Below are 17,527 nucleotides of genomic sequence, written 5' to 3'. Positions count from 1 at the left end.
GATCCCGATGAGTGCTGAGGATCTCGAACAGTACGAGAACGAGCAGGAACTGGCGCTGTACCGCGAATATCGCGACGTCGTCGGCCTGTTCCGCTACGTCGTGGAGACCGAGCGACGTTTCTACCTCTGCAACGCCGTCGACATGACGGTGCGCGGTGAGGGCGCCGACGTGTTCTTCGACGTGACGATGCAGGACGCGTGGGTGTGGGACATCTACCGCCCTGCGCGGTTCGTCAAGAACGTGCGCGTCGTGACGTTCAAGGACGTCAACGTCGAAGAACTCGCCAAGAACGACCTCGAGATCCCCGACGGGCCGGGCTTCACGAACTGAACCGCCCGGCCTGGACCCTGTGGCGCTCGCGCTGTGCGCCGCCGCTCGCGTGGCGCCGGTGTCGACGGGCGGGTCGGCGGCCTGGCGCGTCTCGCTCCTGGGGACGGTGACGGCTGCAGGGGCTGATCGGACCGTGCTGCACCCCTGTTCCACAGGGTGGCCTCCGGCGACGAGCGCTGAGGTGCCCGCACCCGCTTCGCTGGGGTGCGGAGGTGGTCACCATGACCGACAATTCGACGCGGCCACGCGCCGGGAGCACCACGACTGAGCACGAACTCGCCCGACCTGCCGGGCGGGCGCGACCCACGCGCGAGGCCCCGGCCGCGGCCCGTTCGACCCCCTCGACGGGCGCCGCATCACCGCCGGACCCGCGGCGCACGCTCGGTGCGCAGGGCGAGCGTCATGCCTGTGCCTACCTCGCCTCGCTCGGCTACGAGATCCTCGAGACGAACTGGCGATGCAGCGAGGGTGAGATCGACGTCGTCGCGCGTGACGGGCGCGAGATCGTCGTCGTCGAGGTGAAGACGCGACGCTCGCAACGCTTCGGGCCCGCGGTCGAGGCGGTGACGCACGAGAAGCACCTGCGTCTGCGCCGCCTGGCCTGCCTGTGGCTCCGCGAGCGCGAGGTGTCCGCCGCCGCGGTGCGCATCGACGTCATCGGCGTCGACGTGCTGGCCACCGGCGTCCGCGTCGACCATCGTCGGCGGGTGATCCTGTGAGCTTCGGGATGACGAAGGGCGTCGTCGTCTCCGGCATCGAGGGCACCGTCGTCGACGTCGAGGTGAGCGTCGGGCAGGGGTTGCCCCGCGTCATCATCTCCGGGATGCCGGACACGGCGATCTCGCAGTCGCCGAACCGTTTGCGCTCGGCGATGATCCAGTCGGAGCTCGCCTTTCCGGACACGCGCCTGACGATCAACCTCGCGCCCGCGTCGCTGCCCAAGGCCGGTGCCGGGCTCGACCTCGCGATCGGTGTGGCCGTGCTCGCCGCGACCCGGCAGGTGGGTCCTGCCGAGGCGGCCGGCGTCATGCACATCGGTGAGTTGGGGATGGACGGCACGGTGCGGCCCGTCCACGGTGTGCTCCCGGCCTGCCTCGCGGCGTTGGAGGCCGGGCAGCGGGAGGTGATCGTGCCGACGGCGAACGCGGCCGAGGCCGCTCTCGTGTGGGGGCTGAGAATCCACCCGGTGCGCTCGCTGTCGGACGTCGTGGCGTTCCACCGAGTCAGGGCCGAAGGACGCACTCTCGACCTGCCCTGGCCGGAGCCCGCCGACGACGACGTCGAGGCCCCGCCCAGCGACGACATGCGCGACGTCGTCGGCCAGTACGAGGCGCGAACCGCCCTCGAGGTGGCGGCGGCCGGCGGGCACAACGTCTCGCTCATCGGACCGCCCGGTGCTGGCAAGACGCTGCTCGCGAGCCGGCTGCCGGGCATCCTGCCGCCCCTGACGCGGGAGGAGGCGATGGCCGTGACGAGCATTCAGTCCGTCATGGGCGTCTTCCGCGGCGGGCCGCTCGTCGCGAAACCTCCGTTCGTCGCGCCGCACCACGGCACGACGATGCCCGCCCTCATCGGCGGTGGGCCAGGGCGCCCACGGCCCGGGGCGGTGACGCAGGCACACGCCGGCGTCCTCTTCCTCGACGAGGCCCCCGAGTTTCGTCGCGAGGTGCTCGACAGCCTGCGCCAGCCACTCGAACGCGGCAGCGTGACGATCGCGCGGTCGGAGCAGGTCGTGCGCTATCCGTGCCGCTTCCAGCTCGTGCTTGCGAGCAACCCGTGCCCCTGCGGGCACTACATCGGCCGCGGCGCGGCCTGCACGTGCACGTCGAAGGCGCGCCGCACCTACCTCAAACGACTGTCCGGCCCGCTGCTCGATCGCGTCGACGTCCACCTCCAGGTCAACGCGGTCACCCGCAGCGACCTCGCGGCCGGGCCGGGGGAAGCGAGCGCGAGCGTCGCCGACCGGGTCCTCGAGGTGCGCGAGCGATCCGCCGCCCGATGGGCGCCGCTCGGGCACCGCCTCAACGCTCAGGTTCCGGGCGCCGTGCTGCGTTCGTCACCCTGGGCGCTCGAGGCGGGCGACATCGCGGTGCTCGACCAGGCGCTCGACACCGGTTCCCTGACGTTGCGTGGCTACGACCGCATCCTGCGGCTCGCGTGGACGCTGTGCGACCTGCGTGGAGCGAACCGCCCCACCCGTGAGGACGTCTTCACGGCCCTCACCCTCAGAGAAGGACACCCCGAGTCATGACCGATCTCGACCCTGTTCCCGACGACGGCATCTCGGCGTTCGGCGCTGCGACGCTCGATGCCTCGATGCTCGATCCCCAAACCCGGCGCGCAGCGCCCCTGGGCGGGGCGTTGTTCTCCGTCACCGAGTCGACAACCCTGGGGGCCTGCCTCGATCCCGGCCCTGCCCACGCGGCTGCGCGAGCGGATCGAGCGGGGGCGCGCGACGATGCGCCGGCCCCGGCCATGAGTGCGGGCGAGCGGGCGGCGCGCCTCGTGTGGGCCCACATCGCGGAACCGCGCGATCCCAAGGCTCACGCCCTCGTCGACGCCCTCGGGCACGAGGAGGCGCTCTCCGCCGTCGAGGAATCCCCTGACAAATGGGAGAACTTCACGACGCGGCTACGCGCCCTCGACCTCGACGAGCAACGCCGGCGCCTCGACGTCGTGGGAGCGCGGGTGCTCGTACCCGGCGACGAGGAGTGGCCCACCGGGCTCGACGAGCTACCCGAGACGCCGCACGCACTCTTCGTCATCGGGGAGGGGGATCTCGCCTGCGCCGCAGAACGTTCCGTCGCGCTCGTCGGGGCGCGCGCCGCGACGCACTACGGGCAGCGGATCGCGGCGCAGATCGCGCTGGGCGTCGGCGCGCACGGGGTGAGCGTCGTGTCCGGGGGAGCCTTCGGCATCGACGCCGCGGCGCACCGCGGGGCGCTCGCCGGAGACGCCGACACCGTCTGCGTCGTCGCGGGAGGCGTGGATCGCGTGTATCCCACGGCGCACGAAGAACTGTTCGCGCGCGTCAGGGAGCGCGGCGTCATCGTCAGCGAGATGCCCCTGGGATTCGCGCCGATGCGCCAGCGTTTCCTTCATCGCAACCGGCTCATCGCCGCGCTAGCTCCCGGGACGGTCGTCGTCGAAGCGGGGCTGCGTTCCGGATCGCTCAGCACGGCCCGGCGAGCGGAGGAACTCAACCGCGTCGTCGGCGCGGTGCCCGGCCCGGTCACGTCAGCGGCGAGCGCCGGCTGCCACGAGCTCGTGCGTGACGGAGTCGCCGTGCTCGTCACCGGGGCGGAGGACGTCATGGAACTCGTCGGCTCCTACGGCCCGCGCGCCACGACACGTGACACGCTGCCCGTGCTCGCGCGGCCCGAGGACGCCGTCGGCCCGCGGGCGCGCCTGGTCTGGGACGCGCTGCCGCTGCGTGAGCCGACCTCCCTGGAACGGGTGGCGCGCACCGCGGGACGCCCGGAGCGCGAGGTCGTCTCAGCCCTCGGGGAGCTGCTCGCAGCCGGTCTGGCAGCGCGTGAGGACGGAGGGTGGCGCAAGGCGTGAACGGATCGCCCACCCACACAGCACCAGGGGATCGCGAACGCCACTTTCGCGGTCGTTCGTGGGAACGCCCCCGGCGCGGGACCAGGGGCGAGGCGCGCTTCCTGCGACGTGTGCTGCGAGCGGTGTGACGCGGCGGGACGTACTCTCGTCGGGTGAGTGGACCGAGCCAGCCACGTGGGCCGAGTGAACGGGTGATCGAGCAGTTCCTCGATCACCTGAGCGCCGAACGCGACCGTTCGACCAACACGGTGCGTGCCTACTCCGTCGACCTGGCGTCCCTGCGCCTCCACCTGACGGGGGCCGACGTCGCCTCGTGGTCCGACCTCACCCTCAACGACCTGCGCAGCTGGCTGGCCGCGCAGAGCGAGGCGGGCAACTCGCGCAGCACCCTGGCTCGACGGGTGTCGACGGTCAAGACGTTCTGTCGTTGGGCGCGCCGCAGGGGCGTCATCGCGACCGACCCGTCGGTGCGACTCAGCGCGCCGCGCCGCATGACGTCACTGCCCGAGGTGTTGCGAGTCGATCAGGCCGCCGCGATCCTCGATGCGGCGGACGAGGCAGCGGCCGCGGCCGTCCCCGCCGCACGCGGCTGCGGTGAAACAGCCGCTGATGCCGGCTCCGCCACACGCCAGTCGGTTGAGGCGGCCGTCGACGTCGGCTCCGAAGCGGGTGAGGCAGGGGCAGCGCCGACGGAGACCGTCTCGCCCCATCAGTCAGCACCGACACCTGCGGCCGGTCCCGAAGAGCGCGCCGTCAGGGCTCGGGACGCCGCCGTCCTCGAACTGCTCTACGCCTCCGGCATGCGCGTGGGCGAGCTGGCCTCCCTCGACGTGAGTGCGCTCGACGAGGCGAACCAGCTCGTGCGTGTCATGGGCAAGGGCCGCAAGGAACGGATGGTGCCGTACGGTCTGCCTGCGCGGGAGGCACTGGAACGGTGGCTGAGGTGCCGTGGGGCGCTCGCGGCCGATGGGGAGCGAGCCCTGTTCGTCGGGGTGCGGGGGCGTCGGATCGACCAACGCATCGTCCGGGAACTCGTCAACCGCGCGACAGCGTCCGTCGACGGCGCGCCGACGCTGTCGCCGCACGCTCTGCGACACAGTGCCGCCACGCACCTCGTCGAGGGCGGCGCCGACCTGCGCACCGTCCAGGAATACCTCGGCCATGCCTCGCTCGCGACGACGCAGATCTATACCCACGTCTCCGCCGAACGCCTCCGGGCCGGGTTCGAACAGGCCCACCCACGCGCGTGAGGCGCGCGTGTCGAGAAACCGCGTCTCTGGTGCCGCGGGGGCCAACCCAAGCCCCCTGACGTGTCGGCGCCGCCGACGAGGCCAGATGCTCACAGGGGCGGAAGAAGTACGGGGCGTCGGTGCGCGATGAGCGTCAGCGGGTCGCGGTAGCTCTTCGGCCCCACCTTGTAACCCCAGTGCAGGCATGCCGGCTCGCAGTGCCCGGGTTCGAGATCGGCCACGTGCTCCCCGCGATGCACGCTCGCCCCCTTGGACACCTGGTGACTGACAGGTTCGTAGGTCGTGTCGAACCCCTGGGGGTGACGGATCGTCAGCACGCCGCGCCCGGCGACACTGCCGCTGAAGGTGACGACCCCGTCAGAGGGCGCGACGACGGGTGCTCCCGGTGACGAGCGCAGGTCGACGCCGCGGTGACCGGCGCCCCACACGACCTCCGGCGGGTCGAAGCGACGCACGACCTCGTGCGGCGTGACCGGCCAGGCGAACCCGGCACTGGGCGCATCGTCCAGCGCGCCGACGCCGGGTCGGGCGAGCGCTTGCGCGGTGGTTGCTTTCCGGCTCGTGTCGACGCTCGCCTGAGTGAGGGCCTGCGTGATGGGCTCTCCGCGGTGCGTGCCGACGACCGCCATGGGCTCCAGCGACGGTTGCGGTGGTGCCGAACGTCGTGGCGGCAGCGGCGCAACGCCCGGGCGTTCGACCCTTGGCCGGGTGAGCCGCGGCCGGACGGGCATCGAGGCCCTCGGTTTCTCAGCCCCGCCCACCACAGAGGGGCCCACCACCGACGATCCCACCACCGACGGGCTCACCACGGCGAACCCCACGAGGCCGGCGGAACCCACGGCGAGCAGGGACGAGACGATGCGCAGGATGGCCATGTCGGCAGTCTGCAGCGCACACGCCGTGGGGCCGCGGCGTCAGCCCGAGACCCTGTGGACGGGCCTGCAGATCACGTCGTTCGCGCGCTGCGGCCGTAGGTATCCACAAGCCGCTCGATCGCAGCGTCGATGACGGAGCGCTGCTTGCAGAACGCGAAGCGCAGCACACTCGTCATGCCGGAGGCGTCCGGATCGTCGCAGAACGCCGACGCCGGAATCGCGACGACCCCCGCCTCCGTCGGCAGGCGCAGCGCGAACTCGGCTGCGTCGTCGACGCCGAGGGGCGCCGCGTCGGCAAGGACGAAATAGCCGCCCTGTGGCGCAACGGCGTCGAACCCGGCGCGCGTCAGTCCGTCGACGAGCAGAGCACTGCGGGCCGCCATCTCGGCGCGCTGTTCGGCGAAGAACGCGTCGGGCAGGCACAGCCCGGCCGCGATGCCGTGCTGCAGCGGCGTGCCGCTCGCAAAGGTCAAGAACTGCTTGACGCTCGCCACCGCGGCGACGAGGTCGGCAGGGCCACTGACCCACCCGATCTTCCACCCCGTCGTGCTGAACGTCTTGCCACCCGAACTGATCGTCAGCGTGCGCTCGGGCATGCCGGGGGTGCTCGCGAAGGGCATGTGCTCGTGCGGCGCGAACGCGAGGTGTTCGTACACCTCGTCGCTGATGACGACGGCGTCGTGGCGCGCGGCGTGCTCGGCGATCGTCGCGCACTCCGCCGCGGTGAAGACCTTGCCGGTCGGATTGTGCGGCGTGTTGAGCAGGACGAGCGCGGTGCGCTCGCTGAACGCCGCGGCGAGGGCGTCCTCGTCGAGCGCGAAGTCGGGGAAACGTAGCGGCACCGTGCGCCGCACGCCGCCGGCACGCGCGATGTCAGCGGCGTAGGAGTCGTAGGTGGGTTCGAACACGACGACCTCGTCGCCGAGTTCGACGAACGCGAGGATCGCGCTCGCCAGCGCCTCCGTCGCTCCGACGGTGACGAGGACGTCGGTGTCGGGGGAGACCTCCAGCCCGTACCAGTGGTGCTGGTGCGCGGCTATCGCCTCGAGCAGCGTCCGCTCACCACGCGCCGGCGGGTACTGGTTCGCGCCGTCGGCGATGGCCTGGCGGGCCGCTGCGAGCACGGCCTCGGGGCCGTCGGCGTCGGGGAAGCCCTGGCCGAGGTTGAGCGCGCCGGTCTCGGCCGCGAGCGCCGTCATGCGCGAGAAGATCGTCTGCCCGCCGGCGGGGCGGATGGCGCTGCGTCGGCCCGCACGGGGCGCGGGCGAGGTCTGCGGTGCTGGCGTCGTCGAGTCGCTCATCGCTCCAATCTAGGACCCCTGGCGGCGATTTCGGGTTGCCCCCTCGAGCCGGTAGGATGGAGGCACGTCTTGTGTGCCCTGATGCGCGTCGCCCACCTGATCGCACCTCCGGCTTCGAGTTCCGTCTCGAGAGCCGGGTCGAGCAGAGGTGATGTGTGGGCGGGCCGCGAGACGAATTCGCGTGGCCTCACGCCTCGTACATCCTGCTCTCGCAGGGCGTACGTCGCGGGCCCTCGCCCTTCGGTCCGTCGATCGTGAACCTCTGTGAGGGGAATGGCCGACGGTGGGTGATGGTCGGGCCGCCAGGGCAGCAATCCGGCTGCACGAACTGAAACCTCGACATGAAAGGGGACTTCGGCATGGCCGTCGTCACCATGCGCCAGCTCCTCGAGAGCGGCGTCCACTTCGGACACCAGACCCGTCGTTGGAACCCGAAGATGAAGCGCTTCATCATGACGGAGCGCAACGGCATCTACATCATCGACCTCCAGCAGTCGCTGACCTACATCAACGACGCCTACGAGTTCGTCAAGCAGACGGTCGCCCACGGCGGCACGATCCTGTTCGTCGGCACGAAGAAGCAGGCTCAGGAGTCGATCGCCGAGCAGGCCACCCGCGTCGGCATGCCGTACATCAACCACCGTTGGCTCGGTGGCATGCTCACGAACTTCCAGACGATCAGCAAGCGCCTCGCGCGCCTGAAGGAGCTCGAGGCTCTCGACTTCGACGACGTCGCCGGCTCCGGCTACACGAAGAAGGAGCTGCTGCTCCTGTCGCGTGAGAAGGCGAAGCTCGAGCTCGTCCTCGGCGGCATCCGTGAGATGTCGAAGATCCCGTCGGCCGTCTGGATCGTCGACACGAAGAAGGAGCACCTCGCCGTCGACGAGGCGCGCAAGCTGGGCCTGCCGGTCATCGCGATCCTCGACACGAACTGCGACCCCGACGAGGTCGACTACAAGATCCCGGGCAACGACGACGCCATCCGTTCGGTCGGCATCCTCACCCGCGTGATCGCCGACGCCGTCGCCGAGGGCCTCGTCGCCCGATCGTCCGGCAAGTCGGGCGAGTCGGCCGCCGAGCCGATGGCCGAGTGGGAGCGCGAGCTGCTCGCCTCCGACGCCGGCGCGAAGGCCGCCGCTGACACGGACACCGAGACGGGTCCGTCGTCGATCAAGAAGGCTGCTGACGAGACGGCTGCCGCTGACTCGACGAACGCTGACGAGGCCGCTGCCGTGGCCGAGGTCGACGAGAAGACGGCGACCGAGGTCGCCGACTCCCAGGCCTGAGAAACTGGCTCGACGTTCATGACGTCTTCCCCCGGCGCCGGCACTGCTCGTGGCAGTGTCGGCGCCGGGGGAGCGTAAACCCCCTGCATTCTTTCGACTCAGAGGAGCGAAACACTCATGGCGAACTACACCGCCGCTGACATCAAGGCGCTGCGCGAAGCTACCGGCGCCGGCATGATGGACGTCAAGAAGGCACTCGACGAGGCTGACGGCGACAAGGCCAAGGCCACCGAGATCCTGCGCGTCAAGGGCCTCAAGGGCGTGACGAAGCGCGAGGGTCGTTCCGCTTCGAACGGCCTCGTCGCCGCGAAGGTCGAGAACGGAGTCGGCACGCTGGTCGAGGTCAACTGCGAGACCGACTTCGTCGCGAAGGGCGACAAGTTCATCGCCCTCGCCGAGCAGGTTCTCGACCAGGCTGTCGCGGTCGAGGCCGCTGACGCCGATGCGCTGCTGAAGAGCAACATGGGCGGCAAGACGGTCGCGGAGGTTCTCGACGAGGCCAACGCGACGATCGGCGAGAAGATCGAGGTGCGTCGTGTGGCGCGTCTCGAGGGCGAGAACGTGACGGCGTACCTGCACAAGACGAGCCCTGACCTGCCGGCGCAGATCGGTGTTCTCGTGGCACTCAAGGGTGGCGACGAGGCGACGGCTCGTGACATCGCGATGCACATCGCCGCGTTCTCCCCGTCGGTGCTGACGCGCGACGAGATCGACGCCGAGGTCGTGGAGAACGAGCGTCGTGTCGCTGAGGCCACGGCCAAGGAGGAGGGCAAGCCGGAGGCTGCTCTGCCGAAGATCATCGAGGGCCGTGTCAACGGGTACTTCAAGGAGAACGTGCTGCTGGAGCAGCCGTTCGCGAAGGACGCGAAGAAGACGGTCAAGAAGGTCGCTGATGAGGCAGGCGCGGAGGTTTCGGGCTTTGCGCGGTTCAAGGTCGGTGTGTGACCGAGCGGGAACCGGAGGTTGAGGCCCAGACGCGCGCAGCGCGTCCGGGCCTCGGCCGTAGGTGAGCGCGAAGTCAGACGCCAGAAAGAATGGCGTCTGGCACCGCTCGTTCAACTCACCGCATGGCGCCAGACGAGGCCCGGATCGCGCGCAGCGCGTCCGGGCCTCGCAGCGTGAGGTGGGGGCTCGTCACGTCGCTGGAGGGACTAGCGTGTGTCCATGAGTGGCTTCATGGTGGATCTGCCGGAGTGCGTGCGTCGCGTCGAGGGGGTCTCGGGCCTGCCGGCGCTGGAGGTATTAGGGCCGCGGTCGTCGGGTGTCGTGCAGTTGCACGGCGGTCAGGTGACGAGTTTCGTGCCGCGTGGTGGGCGTGAGCTGTTGTGGCTGAGTCCGTTGGCACAGGCGGGTCCGTCGACGGCGATCCGCGGCGGCGTCCCGGTGTGTCTCCCGTGGTTCGGTGCGGGCCGTGACGGCGGGCTGTCGCCGTCGCACGGCCTGGCGCGTCGGGCGCGGTGGAGGCTGCACTCGGTGCGCGAGGAGGGCGAGGCGGTCATCGTCTCGCTCGTGGTCACTCCCGAGGCGGTCGCGCAGCTCGACGGCGCCGAGCACTGGCCGCTGGGGCTGTTCGCAACCCTCGAGATCACGTTCGGCGATGCTCTCGGGCTGCGCCTCGTCGTGCGCAACGAGGGCTCAGACCCGCTGACGTTCGAGGCAGCGCTGCACACGTATCTCGCGGTCGACGACGTGCGCACGGTGCGTGTCGAAGGGCTGACGGGTGCGTCGATGCTCGATCAGGCCAGCGGGGAGCGCTCACGCGTCGAGGGTGACCTGACGTTCGACGGCGAGGTCGACGTCGTCGTCACGGCGCCGAAACAGCCCATCACCGTCGTCCAGGGGCGGACGGAGGGGCGGACGCCGATCTACCGCATCGAGCGCGAGAATCTGCCGGATGCGGTCGTGTGGAACCCCGCCCAGCAGAAGACCGCCTCGCTCGCGGACGTGCCCGACGACGCGTGGCCGCGGTTCGTCTGCGTCGAGGCGGCCACGATCAAGGACGACGCCGTCACCCTCACCCCCGGGCAAGACACAGCACTGGGCGCGACGTACGCTCCGCTCGCAGACTGAAGTTTTTCGGCTGCCCTCAGCAGTGTGAAAAGATTGGCCGACTCATGCCCGACGAAGCGCCAGGAGGCGAAGTGAGCGACACCGACGCGAGCGAGAGGGTGAACGCCTCCCCGGCGATCCCCAGGTACGACCGAGTGCTGCTCAAGCTCTCCGGTGAGGTCTTCGGCGGCGGCAGCGTCGGCGTCGACCCCGACGTCGTGCGGGGCATCGCTCGCCAGATCGCGCCGGCCGTGCGCAGCGGCATCCAGGTCGCGGTCGTCGTCGGTGGCGGCAACTTCTTCCGCGGTGCCGAGCTGCAGCAGAAGGGCATGGATCGTGCGCGTGCCGACTACATCGGCATGCTCGGTACCGTCATGAACTGCCTGGCGCTGCAGGACTTCCTCGAGAAGGAGGGCATCGACACGCGCGTGCAGTCGGCCATCGAGATGACGCAGGTCGCCGAGCCGTACATCCCGCGCCGTGCGATCCGTCACATGGAGAAGGGCCGCGTCGTCATCTTCGGTGCCGGCGCGGGCATGCCGTACTTCTCGACCGACACCGTCTCCGCGCAGCGTGCGCTCGAGACGAAGTGCGACGCCGTGCTCGTCGCGAAGAACGGTGTCGACGGCGTCTACTCCGATGACCCGCGCAAGAACCCCGACGCGGTGAAGCTGGATGTCGTCACGCACGCCGACGCGTTGGCGCGCGGGCTCAAGATCGTCGACGCCGCAGCGTTCAGCCTGTGCATGGACAACAAGCTGCCGATGGTCGTGTTCGGCATGGAGGGTGAAGGCAACATCACCCGCGCCCTGCAGGGTGAGAAGATCGGCACGGTGGTCTCCGCGTCCTGACGCGGGGCCGAACGTGGCTGTTCCCGAGAACGTCCGAGAAACGAGAGCGAAACCATGGATATTGACGAGATCCTCCTCGAGGCCGAGGAGAAGATGGACAAGGCGATCGAGGCCACGAAGGAGGACTTCGCCTCGATCCGCACCGGCCGTGCGAACGCGGCGATGTTCAACCGCCTGACGGTCGACTACTACGGTGCGCCGACGCCGCTGCAGCAGCTCGCGTCGTTCCAGACGCCCGAGGCGCGCACGATCCTCATCATCCCGTTCGACAAGTCGGCCATCTCCGAGATCGAGAAGACGCTGCGCGACTCCGACCTCGGCGTCAACCCGAGCAACGACGGCAACCAGATCCGCTGCATCCTGCCCGCCCTCACCGAGGAGCGCCGCAAGGACTACATCAAGATGGCCAAGGACAAGGCCGAGAACGGCCGCGTCAGCGTGCGCAACGTGCGCCGCAAGGCGAACCAGGACATCGACAAGCTGGTCAAGGACAAGGAGGTCGGCGAGGACGACGGCGCCCGCGCCGAGAAGGACCTCGACGCCATGACGAAGAAGCGCGTCGACACCGTCGACGCGCTGCTCAAGGGCAAGGAGGCCGAGCTGCTCGAGGTCTGACCTCGACGCACGCTCGCATTCGGCATGCCCGCTTCGGCGCAGCCTTCGAGCCCACCCCCGCCGGGGGTGGGCTCGAAGGTCGTGTCCGAGACGCTCGCGCCCGCCCCCGCGAAGAAGAACAAGGCCGGGCGCGACCTCAAGGCCGCCATCACGGCTGCACTCGTGCTCGGCGTGCTCGTCCTCGCGTCTCTGCTCATCCGCAAGGAGGCGTTCGTCGTCCTCGCGACGGCCGCGTCCGTCGTCGGCACGCGCGAGCTGCTCATGGCGATGCCGCCGGCCAAGTTCCGCCCGCCGTGGATCCCCGCTCTCGCCTCGGCGGCCGTCATCCCCGTCGCGGCGTACCTGCTCGGGCCGTCGGCGATGCTCGCGGCGCTCGTCGGCAGCGTCCTCGTCTTCATCGTCTGGGGTGCGGCGAGCAACCGCCTCGCGCCCGACACCGCGTCGGCGGCGCTCATCGCGCTGTACGTGCCGGCGCTCGTGTCGTTCGCGATGATGCTCCTGCATGCTGACGACGGCGTCAGCCGCATCATCACGTTCATCCTCGTGACGATCGGCAGCGACATCGGCGGCTACGTCGCCGGCGTGCTGTTCGGCAAGCACCCGATGGCGCCGACCGTCAGCCCCAAGAAGTCGTGGGAGGGCTTCGCCGGGTCGTGGCTGAGCTGCGTCGTCATCGGCGTGCTGACGGTGACCCTCATCCTGCACGCGCCGTTCTGGGTCGGCATCCTGCTCGGCTCGCTCGTCGTCGTCGCGGCCACCGTCGGCGATCTGTGCGAGTCGATGATCAAGCGCGATCTCGGCATCAAGGACATGAGCAACCTCATCCCGGGTCACGGCGGTCTCATGGATCGCCTCGACTCGCTCGTTCTCGCGGCCCCCGTCACCTGGGCCGTTCTCACCGCGTTCGCCAGCTGAGGCGAGGAGTTCTTCCATTGAGCACCACCGAATCGACCACGACCGACCTGCCAGAGCCGACGACGAAGCGTCCCGTTCCGGGCCAGCTGACGTTCACCGCGCCGCGGCGCGGCAAGCCGCCGAAGCACCTGGCGGACTTCGACCTCGCCGGGCGTCAGGCGTTAGCGAAGGAGCTCGGGCTGCCCGCGTTCCGCGCCAAGCAGCTGTCGAACCACTACTTCGAACGCTTCGTCGCCGACCCTGCCGAGATGACGGACCTGCCGAAGAACGGGCGCGAGGAGATGGTCGCGCAGCTCATGCCGACGCTGCTGACGAGCATCAAGACGCTCGTCGCCGACGGCGGCAACACGCTCAAGCAGGTGCACCGCCTGTTCGACGGCGCGCTCGTCGAGAGCGTCATCATGCGCTACCCCGGCCGCGTCACGATGTGCATCTCCAGCCAGGCCGGCTGCGGCATGAACTGCCCGTTCTGCGCGACCGGGCAGGAAGGGCTGACGCGCAACCTCACGACGGCGGAGATCGTCGAGCAGGTCGTCGCCGGCGCGCGGTTGCTGCGCTCCGGCGAGCTGCCCGGCCTCGACGACGACGAGCGCGAGACGCCGCTGCGCGTCAGCAACGTCGTGTTCATGGGCATGGGGGAGGCTCTTGCGAACTACCGCCAGGCGATCGACGCGATCAAGCGGCTCGTCTCGCCCGCCCCGGAGGGGCTCGGCATGTCGGCTCGCGGCGTGACGATGTCGACGGTCGGTCTCGTGCCGGCCATCGACAAGCTCGCGGCCGAGGGCATTCCGGTGACGCTGGCGCTGTCGCTGCACGCGCCCGACGACGAACTGCGCAACGAGCTGGTGCCCATCAACACGCGCTGGAGCGTCGACGAGGCCCTCGATGCGGCGCATCGCTACTTCGAGGCGACGGGGCGTCGCGTCAGCATCGAGTACGCGCTCATCAAGGACATCAACGACCAGGGCTGGCGCGCGGATCTGCTCGCGAAGAAGCTCAACGCGCGTGGCAAGGGGTGGGTGCACGTCAACCCGATCCCGCTCAACCCGACGCCGGGCTCGAAGTGGACGGCGTCGCGCAAGGGCGTCGAGCAGAACTTCGTCGAGCGCCTACGCGCGGGCGGCATCCCGACGACGGTGCGCGACACGCGTGGTTCCGACATCGACGGAGCGTGCGGGCAGCTCGCCGCCAAGACGGCCTGACACGAGCAGCTCGCCCCGATCGTCGCCCCAAATGCGTCATTCGTGATGCGTTTGGGCCGATGATGCGTCAAGCCTGAGGCTGCGATGAGCTCAGGCGCCCGTCAACACTGCGAACGCCTCCGCGGGCGTCTCGACGAGGTGGAGGTGGTCGGCGAAGCGTCGCCCCGCCGCGAGCGCGGTGAGCGCCGGCCAGACGGGGACGACGTCCGTCCACTGTGCGCGCCCGACGAGGACGAGGTGCGGCAGCGGCACGTCGTCGGCGGCGTAGTACAGCGGCGTGACGCTCTGGAAGATCTCCTGCACGGTGCCCGCGGCGCCCTCGAGGACGATGATGCCGCCGCTGGCGCCGGCGAGCAGGTCGTCCTCGCGCAGGGCGTTGGAGAAGAACTTGGCGATGACGTCACCGAAGACGTTGGGCGGTTCGTGGCCGTAGAACCACGTCGGGATGCCGACGCTGCGCACGTCGTCACCCGCGCCATCAGCCACGCCCAGCAGCTCGCGCGACGCGAAAGCGCTGTGCGCCCAGGCGTCGATGCTCGGACGGAACGACTCGACGCTCGCCAGGCACTCCAGCGCCGTGTCGAGGCCGCCGACGCGGTCAGCCGCGCCGAGGTTCGCAGCCTCCATCGCGCCGGGCCCGCCGCCGGTCAGGACGACGTGGCCGCCGCCGGCGAGATCACGCGCCAACCGGGCGATCTCGGCGTACGCGGTACTCGTGCGTCCCATCGCGTGACCACCCATGATGCCGACGGTTCGTCGGCCCTCGAGGCTCTCGTGCAGGGCGTCGCGCATCGACTCGTCGTGCAGCCCGCGCATGGCGCCCGCATAGGCGTCATGCGCCACGCGGCAGTCACGCGACCAGCGATACGCCTGCGCGTCAGGGGTGTGTTCGTAGCCGCGCTCGAGGCCAGCATAGAGCTCGCCGGCGGAGTAGAGACGCGCGCGGTAGGGGTCGATCGGCAGGTGCGGATCGCTGGGAAACAGGATGGCGCCGCGGTCGGTCAACGTCCGAGCCGTGGACGCCGGCACGTGGCCGCCGAGCACGACGAGACCGTCGAAGCGGTTCGGCAGAGCGATCAACGCCTCGCCGGCAGCGCTGGCGAGGTCGACGCCCTGCAGCCGCAGACCGCTGACGGTTCCGCCGTCCTGCAGATGGGCGAGCAGCTCGTCGGCCGAGTGGATCTCACGAAGCATGAGGCCAAGCGTGGCACACGAGCGATTCGTCGCCGAGCACGGCGGCGAACTCACCCGGAACCTCGCGATCACGAGGCAAGATGGGTGTATGACCGACGTCACGTTCGACCACGCCTCACTCCACGTGCGCAGCCTCGACGACCCCGAGGGGTTCTGGCTCGAGGCCGCCAGCGGCGTCGACTGGATCACCCGACCCAAGGGGGCGCTCGACGCCTCGAGCGCCCCGCTGTACCGCTGGTTTCCCGACGCGCGGCTCAACACCTGCTACAACGCGCTCGACCGGCACGTCATCGCCGGCCGCGCCGATCAGCCGGCGCTCATCCACGACAGCGCCGTCACCGGCACGAGCCGCACGTACACCTACGCCGAACTGCTCGACGAGGTCGCCCGCCTCGCCGGGGTGCTCCAGGCGCTCGGGGTGGAGAAGGGCGACCGGGTCGTCATCTACATGCCGATGATCGCGGAGGCCGTCATCTCGATGCTCGCCTGCGCGCGCATCGGGGCGGTGCACTCGGTTGTGTTCGGCGGCTTTGCGCCCACCGAGCTGGCCGCACGCATCGACGACGCCCAGCCCAAGGTCGTGCTGTCCGCGAGCTGCGGCGTCGAGCGCACCCGCGTCATCGAGTACAAGCCGATGCTCGACGCGGCACTCGCCCGCGCGTCGCACGAGGTGGGGCACTGCGTCATCGTGCAGCGCCCGCAGTGCGAGGCGAGCCTGGGGGAGAAGGACTTCGACTGGGCGCAGGTCATGGCGCCTGGTGCGGTGCAGCCCGCCGGCTGCGTCGCCGTCGCGGCCACCGACCCGCTCTACATCCTCTACACCTCCGGCACGACGGGGCGGCCGAAGGGCATCGTGCGTGACAACGGTGGCCACGCCGTGGCCCTGACGTGGTCGATGAAGCACGTCTACGGCATGGAGGCGGGTGACGTGTGGTTCACGGCCAGCGACGTCGGCTGGGTGGTCGGCCACTCCTACATCGTCTACGCGCCGCTGTTCGCGGGCCTGACGACGGTGCTGTACGAGGGCAAGCCCGTCGGCACCCCGGACGCCGGCGCGTTCTGGCGCATCGTCGAGCAGTACGGCGTCGCGGGCCTGTTCACGGCGCCGACGGCGATCCGCGCGATCAAGAAGGAGGATGCGGACGGCTCGTTGATCGCCGAGCACGACCTGTCGTCGTTGCGGACGCTCTTCCTCGCCGGTGAGCGCCTCGACCCCGACACCTACGCCTGGGCGCACGACAAGCTCGGGGTGCCGGTCGTCGACAACTGGTGGCAGACGGAGACGGGGTGGCCCATCGTCGCGAACCCGGTCGGCATCGAGTCGTTCGCGCCGAAGCCCGGATCGGCGACCAAGCCCCTGCCCGGCTACGACGTGCAGGTGCTCGCGACCGGCGGCTCGCCCGTCGAACCAGGCGTCGAGGGCGCCGTGTGCCTCAAGCTGCCGCTGCCGCCCGGTACGCTCGCGACGCTGTGGGGTGGCGACGAGCGCTACGTCAGCTCCTACCTGTCCGCGTTCGAGGGCTACTACCTCACCGGTGACGGCGGCTACATCGACGACGACGGGTACGTGTGGATCATGGGCCGCACCGACGACGTGCTCAACGTCGTGGGGCATCGCCTGTCGACGGGCGCCCTCGAGGCCGCGCTCGGGGAGCACCCCGCCGTCGCCGAGTGCGCCGTCATCGGGGTCGCCGACCAGCTCAAGGGCCAGGTGCCGCGGGCGCTCGTCGTGCTCGAGGCCGGGCGGGAGTACACCGACGACGAGTTGCTCACCGTCCGCGACGAACTCAAGGCGCGCGTGCGCGCCGAGGTCGGGGCGCTCGCCTCGCTCAGCGACGTCGACGTCGTCCAGGCCCTGCCGAAGACGCGATCGGGCAAGATCCTGCGCAAGACGATGCGCCAGATGGCCGACGGTGAGACGCCCCAGGTGCCCGGCACGATCGAGGATGCCAGCGTCCTCGACGCTCTCGGTGAGGTGCTGCGCCACCACTCGTGACGTTCGCGACGCCGCGCGGCGTCGTCCGCGCCGGCTATGACGAGCTGGTGCTGCACCTCGGCGCGGCGGCTGCCGATCTCGGCGCATGCCGAGAACGG

At 70.2% G+C, this 17,527-nt stretch carries 16 protein-coding genes; 13 read left to right on the top strand and 3 right to left on the bottom strand.

Annotated elements, in window-relative coordinates; all coding sequences use genetic code 11:
- Positions 1–7: 7 nt before the first annotated feature.
- The 5 genes from DYE07_RS12485 to DYE07_RS15300 all read left to right on the top strand — a co-directional run bounded on the left by DYE07_RS12485 (position 8) and on the right by DYE07_RS15300 (position 5,145).
- Positions 8–331 carry a DUF2469 domain-containing protein gene (locus DYE07_RS12485; RefSeq protein ID WP_006944864.1) on the top strand — a complete coding sequence of 108 codons (324 nt, stop codon included), beginning with the start codon at positions 8–10 and terminating at the stop codon, positions 329–331.
- A gap of 221 nt (positions 332–552) precedes the next feature.
- On the top strand, positions 553–1,050 hold the full coding sequence (locus DYE07_RS12480) for a YraN family protein (RefSeq protein ID WP_006944876.1): 498 nt from the start codon (positions 553–555) through the stop codon (positions 1,048–1,050).
- Entirely contained in the window at positions 1,047–2,582 is a 1,536-nt protein-coding gene (locus DYE07_RS12475; protein ID WP_172463019.1) for a YifB family Mg chelatase-like AAA ATPase, read from the top strand. The genes DYE07_RS12480 and DYE07_RS12475 overlap by 4 nt, the downstream gene beginning before the upstream one ends.
- A complete protein-coding gene (gene dprA, locus DYE07_RS12470) occupies positions 2,579–3,895 on the top strand; it encodes a DNA-processing protein DprA (protein WP_237723748.1) in 1,317 nt (438 codons plus the stop codon). Before DYE07_RS12475 ends, dprA begins: the two co-directional genes overlap by 4 nt.
- 191 nt (positions 3,896–4,086) lie before the next feature.
- The gene (locus DYE07_RS15300; RefSeq protein ID WP_115297195.1) at positions 4,087–5,145 is read left to right on the top strand and encodes a tyrosine recombinase XerC; all 1,059 of its coding nucleotides are present in this window, start codon (positions 4,087–4,089) and stop codon (positions 5,143–5,145) included.
- Between the two features lie 89 nt (positions 5,146–5,234).
- Here the strand turns inward: DYE07_RS15300 and DYE07_RS12460 are convergent, their stop codons facing one another.
- On the bottom strand, positions 5,235–5,774 hold the full coding sequence (locus DYE07_RS12460; protein WP_172463018.1) for a M23 family metallopeptidase: 540 nt from the start codon (positions 5,772–5,774) through the stop codon (positions 5,235–5,237).
- Between the two features lie 317 nt (positions 5,775–6,091).
- Positions 6,092–7,321, bottom strand: a complete 1,230-nt coding sequence (locus DYE07_RS12455) for an aminotransferase class I/II-fold pyridoxal phosphate-dependent enzyme (RefSeq protein WP_074039824.1) — start codon at positions 7,319–7,321, stop codon at positions 6,092–6,094.
- Positions 7,322–7,680: 359 nt separating this feature from the next.
- On the opposite strand from DYE07_RS12455, the gene rpsB reads away from it, so the two are divergent.
- The 7 genes from rpsB to rlmN all read left to right on the top strand — a co-directional run bounded on the left by rpsB (position 7,681) and on the right by rlmN (position 14,239).
- Entirely contained in the window at positions 7,681–8,607 is a 927-nt protein-coding gene (rpsB, locus tag DYE07_RS12445) for a 30S ribosomal protein S2 (protein ID WP_062256714.1), read from the top strand.
- Between the two features lie 117 nt (positions 8,608–8,724).
- On the top strand, positions 8,725–9,552 hold the full coding sequence (gene tsf, locus DYE07_RS12440) for a translation elongation factor Ts (protein ID WP_038568786.1): 828 nt from the start codon (positions 8,725–8,727) through the stop codon (positions 9,550–9,552).
- A 219-nt stretch (positions 9,553–9,771) separates the two neighbouring features.
- Positions 9,772–10,677 carry a D-hexose-6-phosphate mutarotase gene (locus DYE07_RS12435; protein WP_082740566.1) on the top strand — a complete coding sequence of 302 codons (906 nt, stop codon included), beginning with the start codon at positions 9,772–9,774 and terminating at the stop codon, positions 10,675–10,677.
- A 71-nt stretch (positions 10,678–10,748) separates the two neighbouring features.
- The gene (gene pyrH, locus DYE07_RS12430; protein ID WP_006944885.1) at positions 10,749–11,507 is read left to right on the top strand and encodes a UMP kinase; all 759 of its coding nucleotides are present in this window, start codon (positions 10,749–10,751) and stop codon (positions 11,505–11,507) included.
- Between the two features lie 54 nt (positions 11,508–11,561).
- On the top strand, positions 11,562–12,122 hold the full coding sequence (gene frr, locus DYE07_RS12425) for a ribosome recycling factor (RefSeq protein ID WP_006944866.1): 561 nt from the start codon (positions 11,562–11,564) through the stop codon (positions 12,120–12,122).
- Positions 12,123–12,203: 81 nt separating this feature from the next.
- On the top strand, positions 12,204–13,037 hold the full coding sequence (locus tag DYE07_RS12420; protein WP_006944862.1) for a phosphatidate cytidylyltransferase: 834 nt from the start codon (positions 12,204–12,206) through the stop codon (positions 13,035–13,037).
- Between the two features lie 17 nt (positions 13,038–13,054).
- Positions 13,055–14,239: a dual-specificity RNA methyltransferase RlmN gene (gene rlmN / locus DYE07_RS12415; RefSeq protein WP_115297192.1), complete on the top strand. Its 1,185-nt coding sequence runs from the start codon at positions 13,055–13,057 to the stop codon at positions 14,237–14,239.
- A gap of 90 nt (positions 14,240–14,329) precedes the next feature.
- Here the strand turns inward: rlmN and DYE07_RS12410 are convergent, their stop codons facing one another.
- Positions 14,330–15,433 carry an LOG family protein gene (locus DYE07_RS12410; RefSeq protein ID WP_006944873.1) on the bottom strand — a complete coding sequence of 368 codons (1,104 nt, stop codon included), beginning with the start codon at positions 15,431–15,433 and terminating at the stop codon, positions 14,330–14,332.
- Between the two features lie 88 nt (positions 15,434–15,521).
- On the opposite strand from DYE07_RS12410, the gene DYE07_RS12405 reads away from it, so the two are divergent.
- Positions 15,522–17,429 carry an acetate--CoA ligase gene (locus DYE07_RS12405; RefSeq protein WP_115297388.1) on the top strand — a complete coding sequence of 636 codons (1,908 nt, stop codon included), beginning with the start codon at positions 15,522–15,524 and terminating at the stop codon, positions 17,427–17,429.
- Positions 17,430–17,527 lie beyond the last annotated feature (98 nt).

The organism is Dermacoccus nishinomiyaensis, from assembly GCF_900447535.1.
Classification (GTDB): domain Bacteria; phylum Actinomycetota; class Actinomycetes; order Actinomycetales; family Dermatophilaceae; genus Dermacoccus; species Dermacoccus nishinomiyaensis.
The sequence above is the reverse complement of the archived record's forward strand: the minus strand, read 5'-3'. Positions and strand labels throughout refer to the sequence as shown.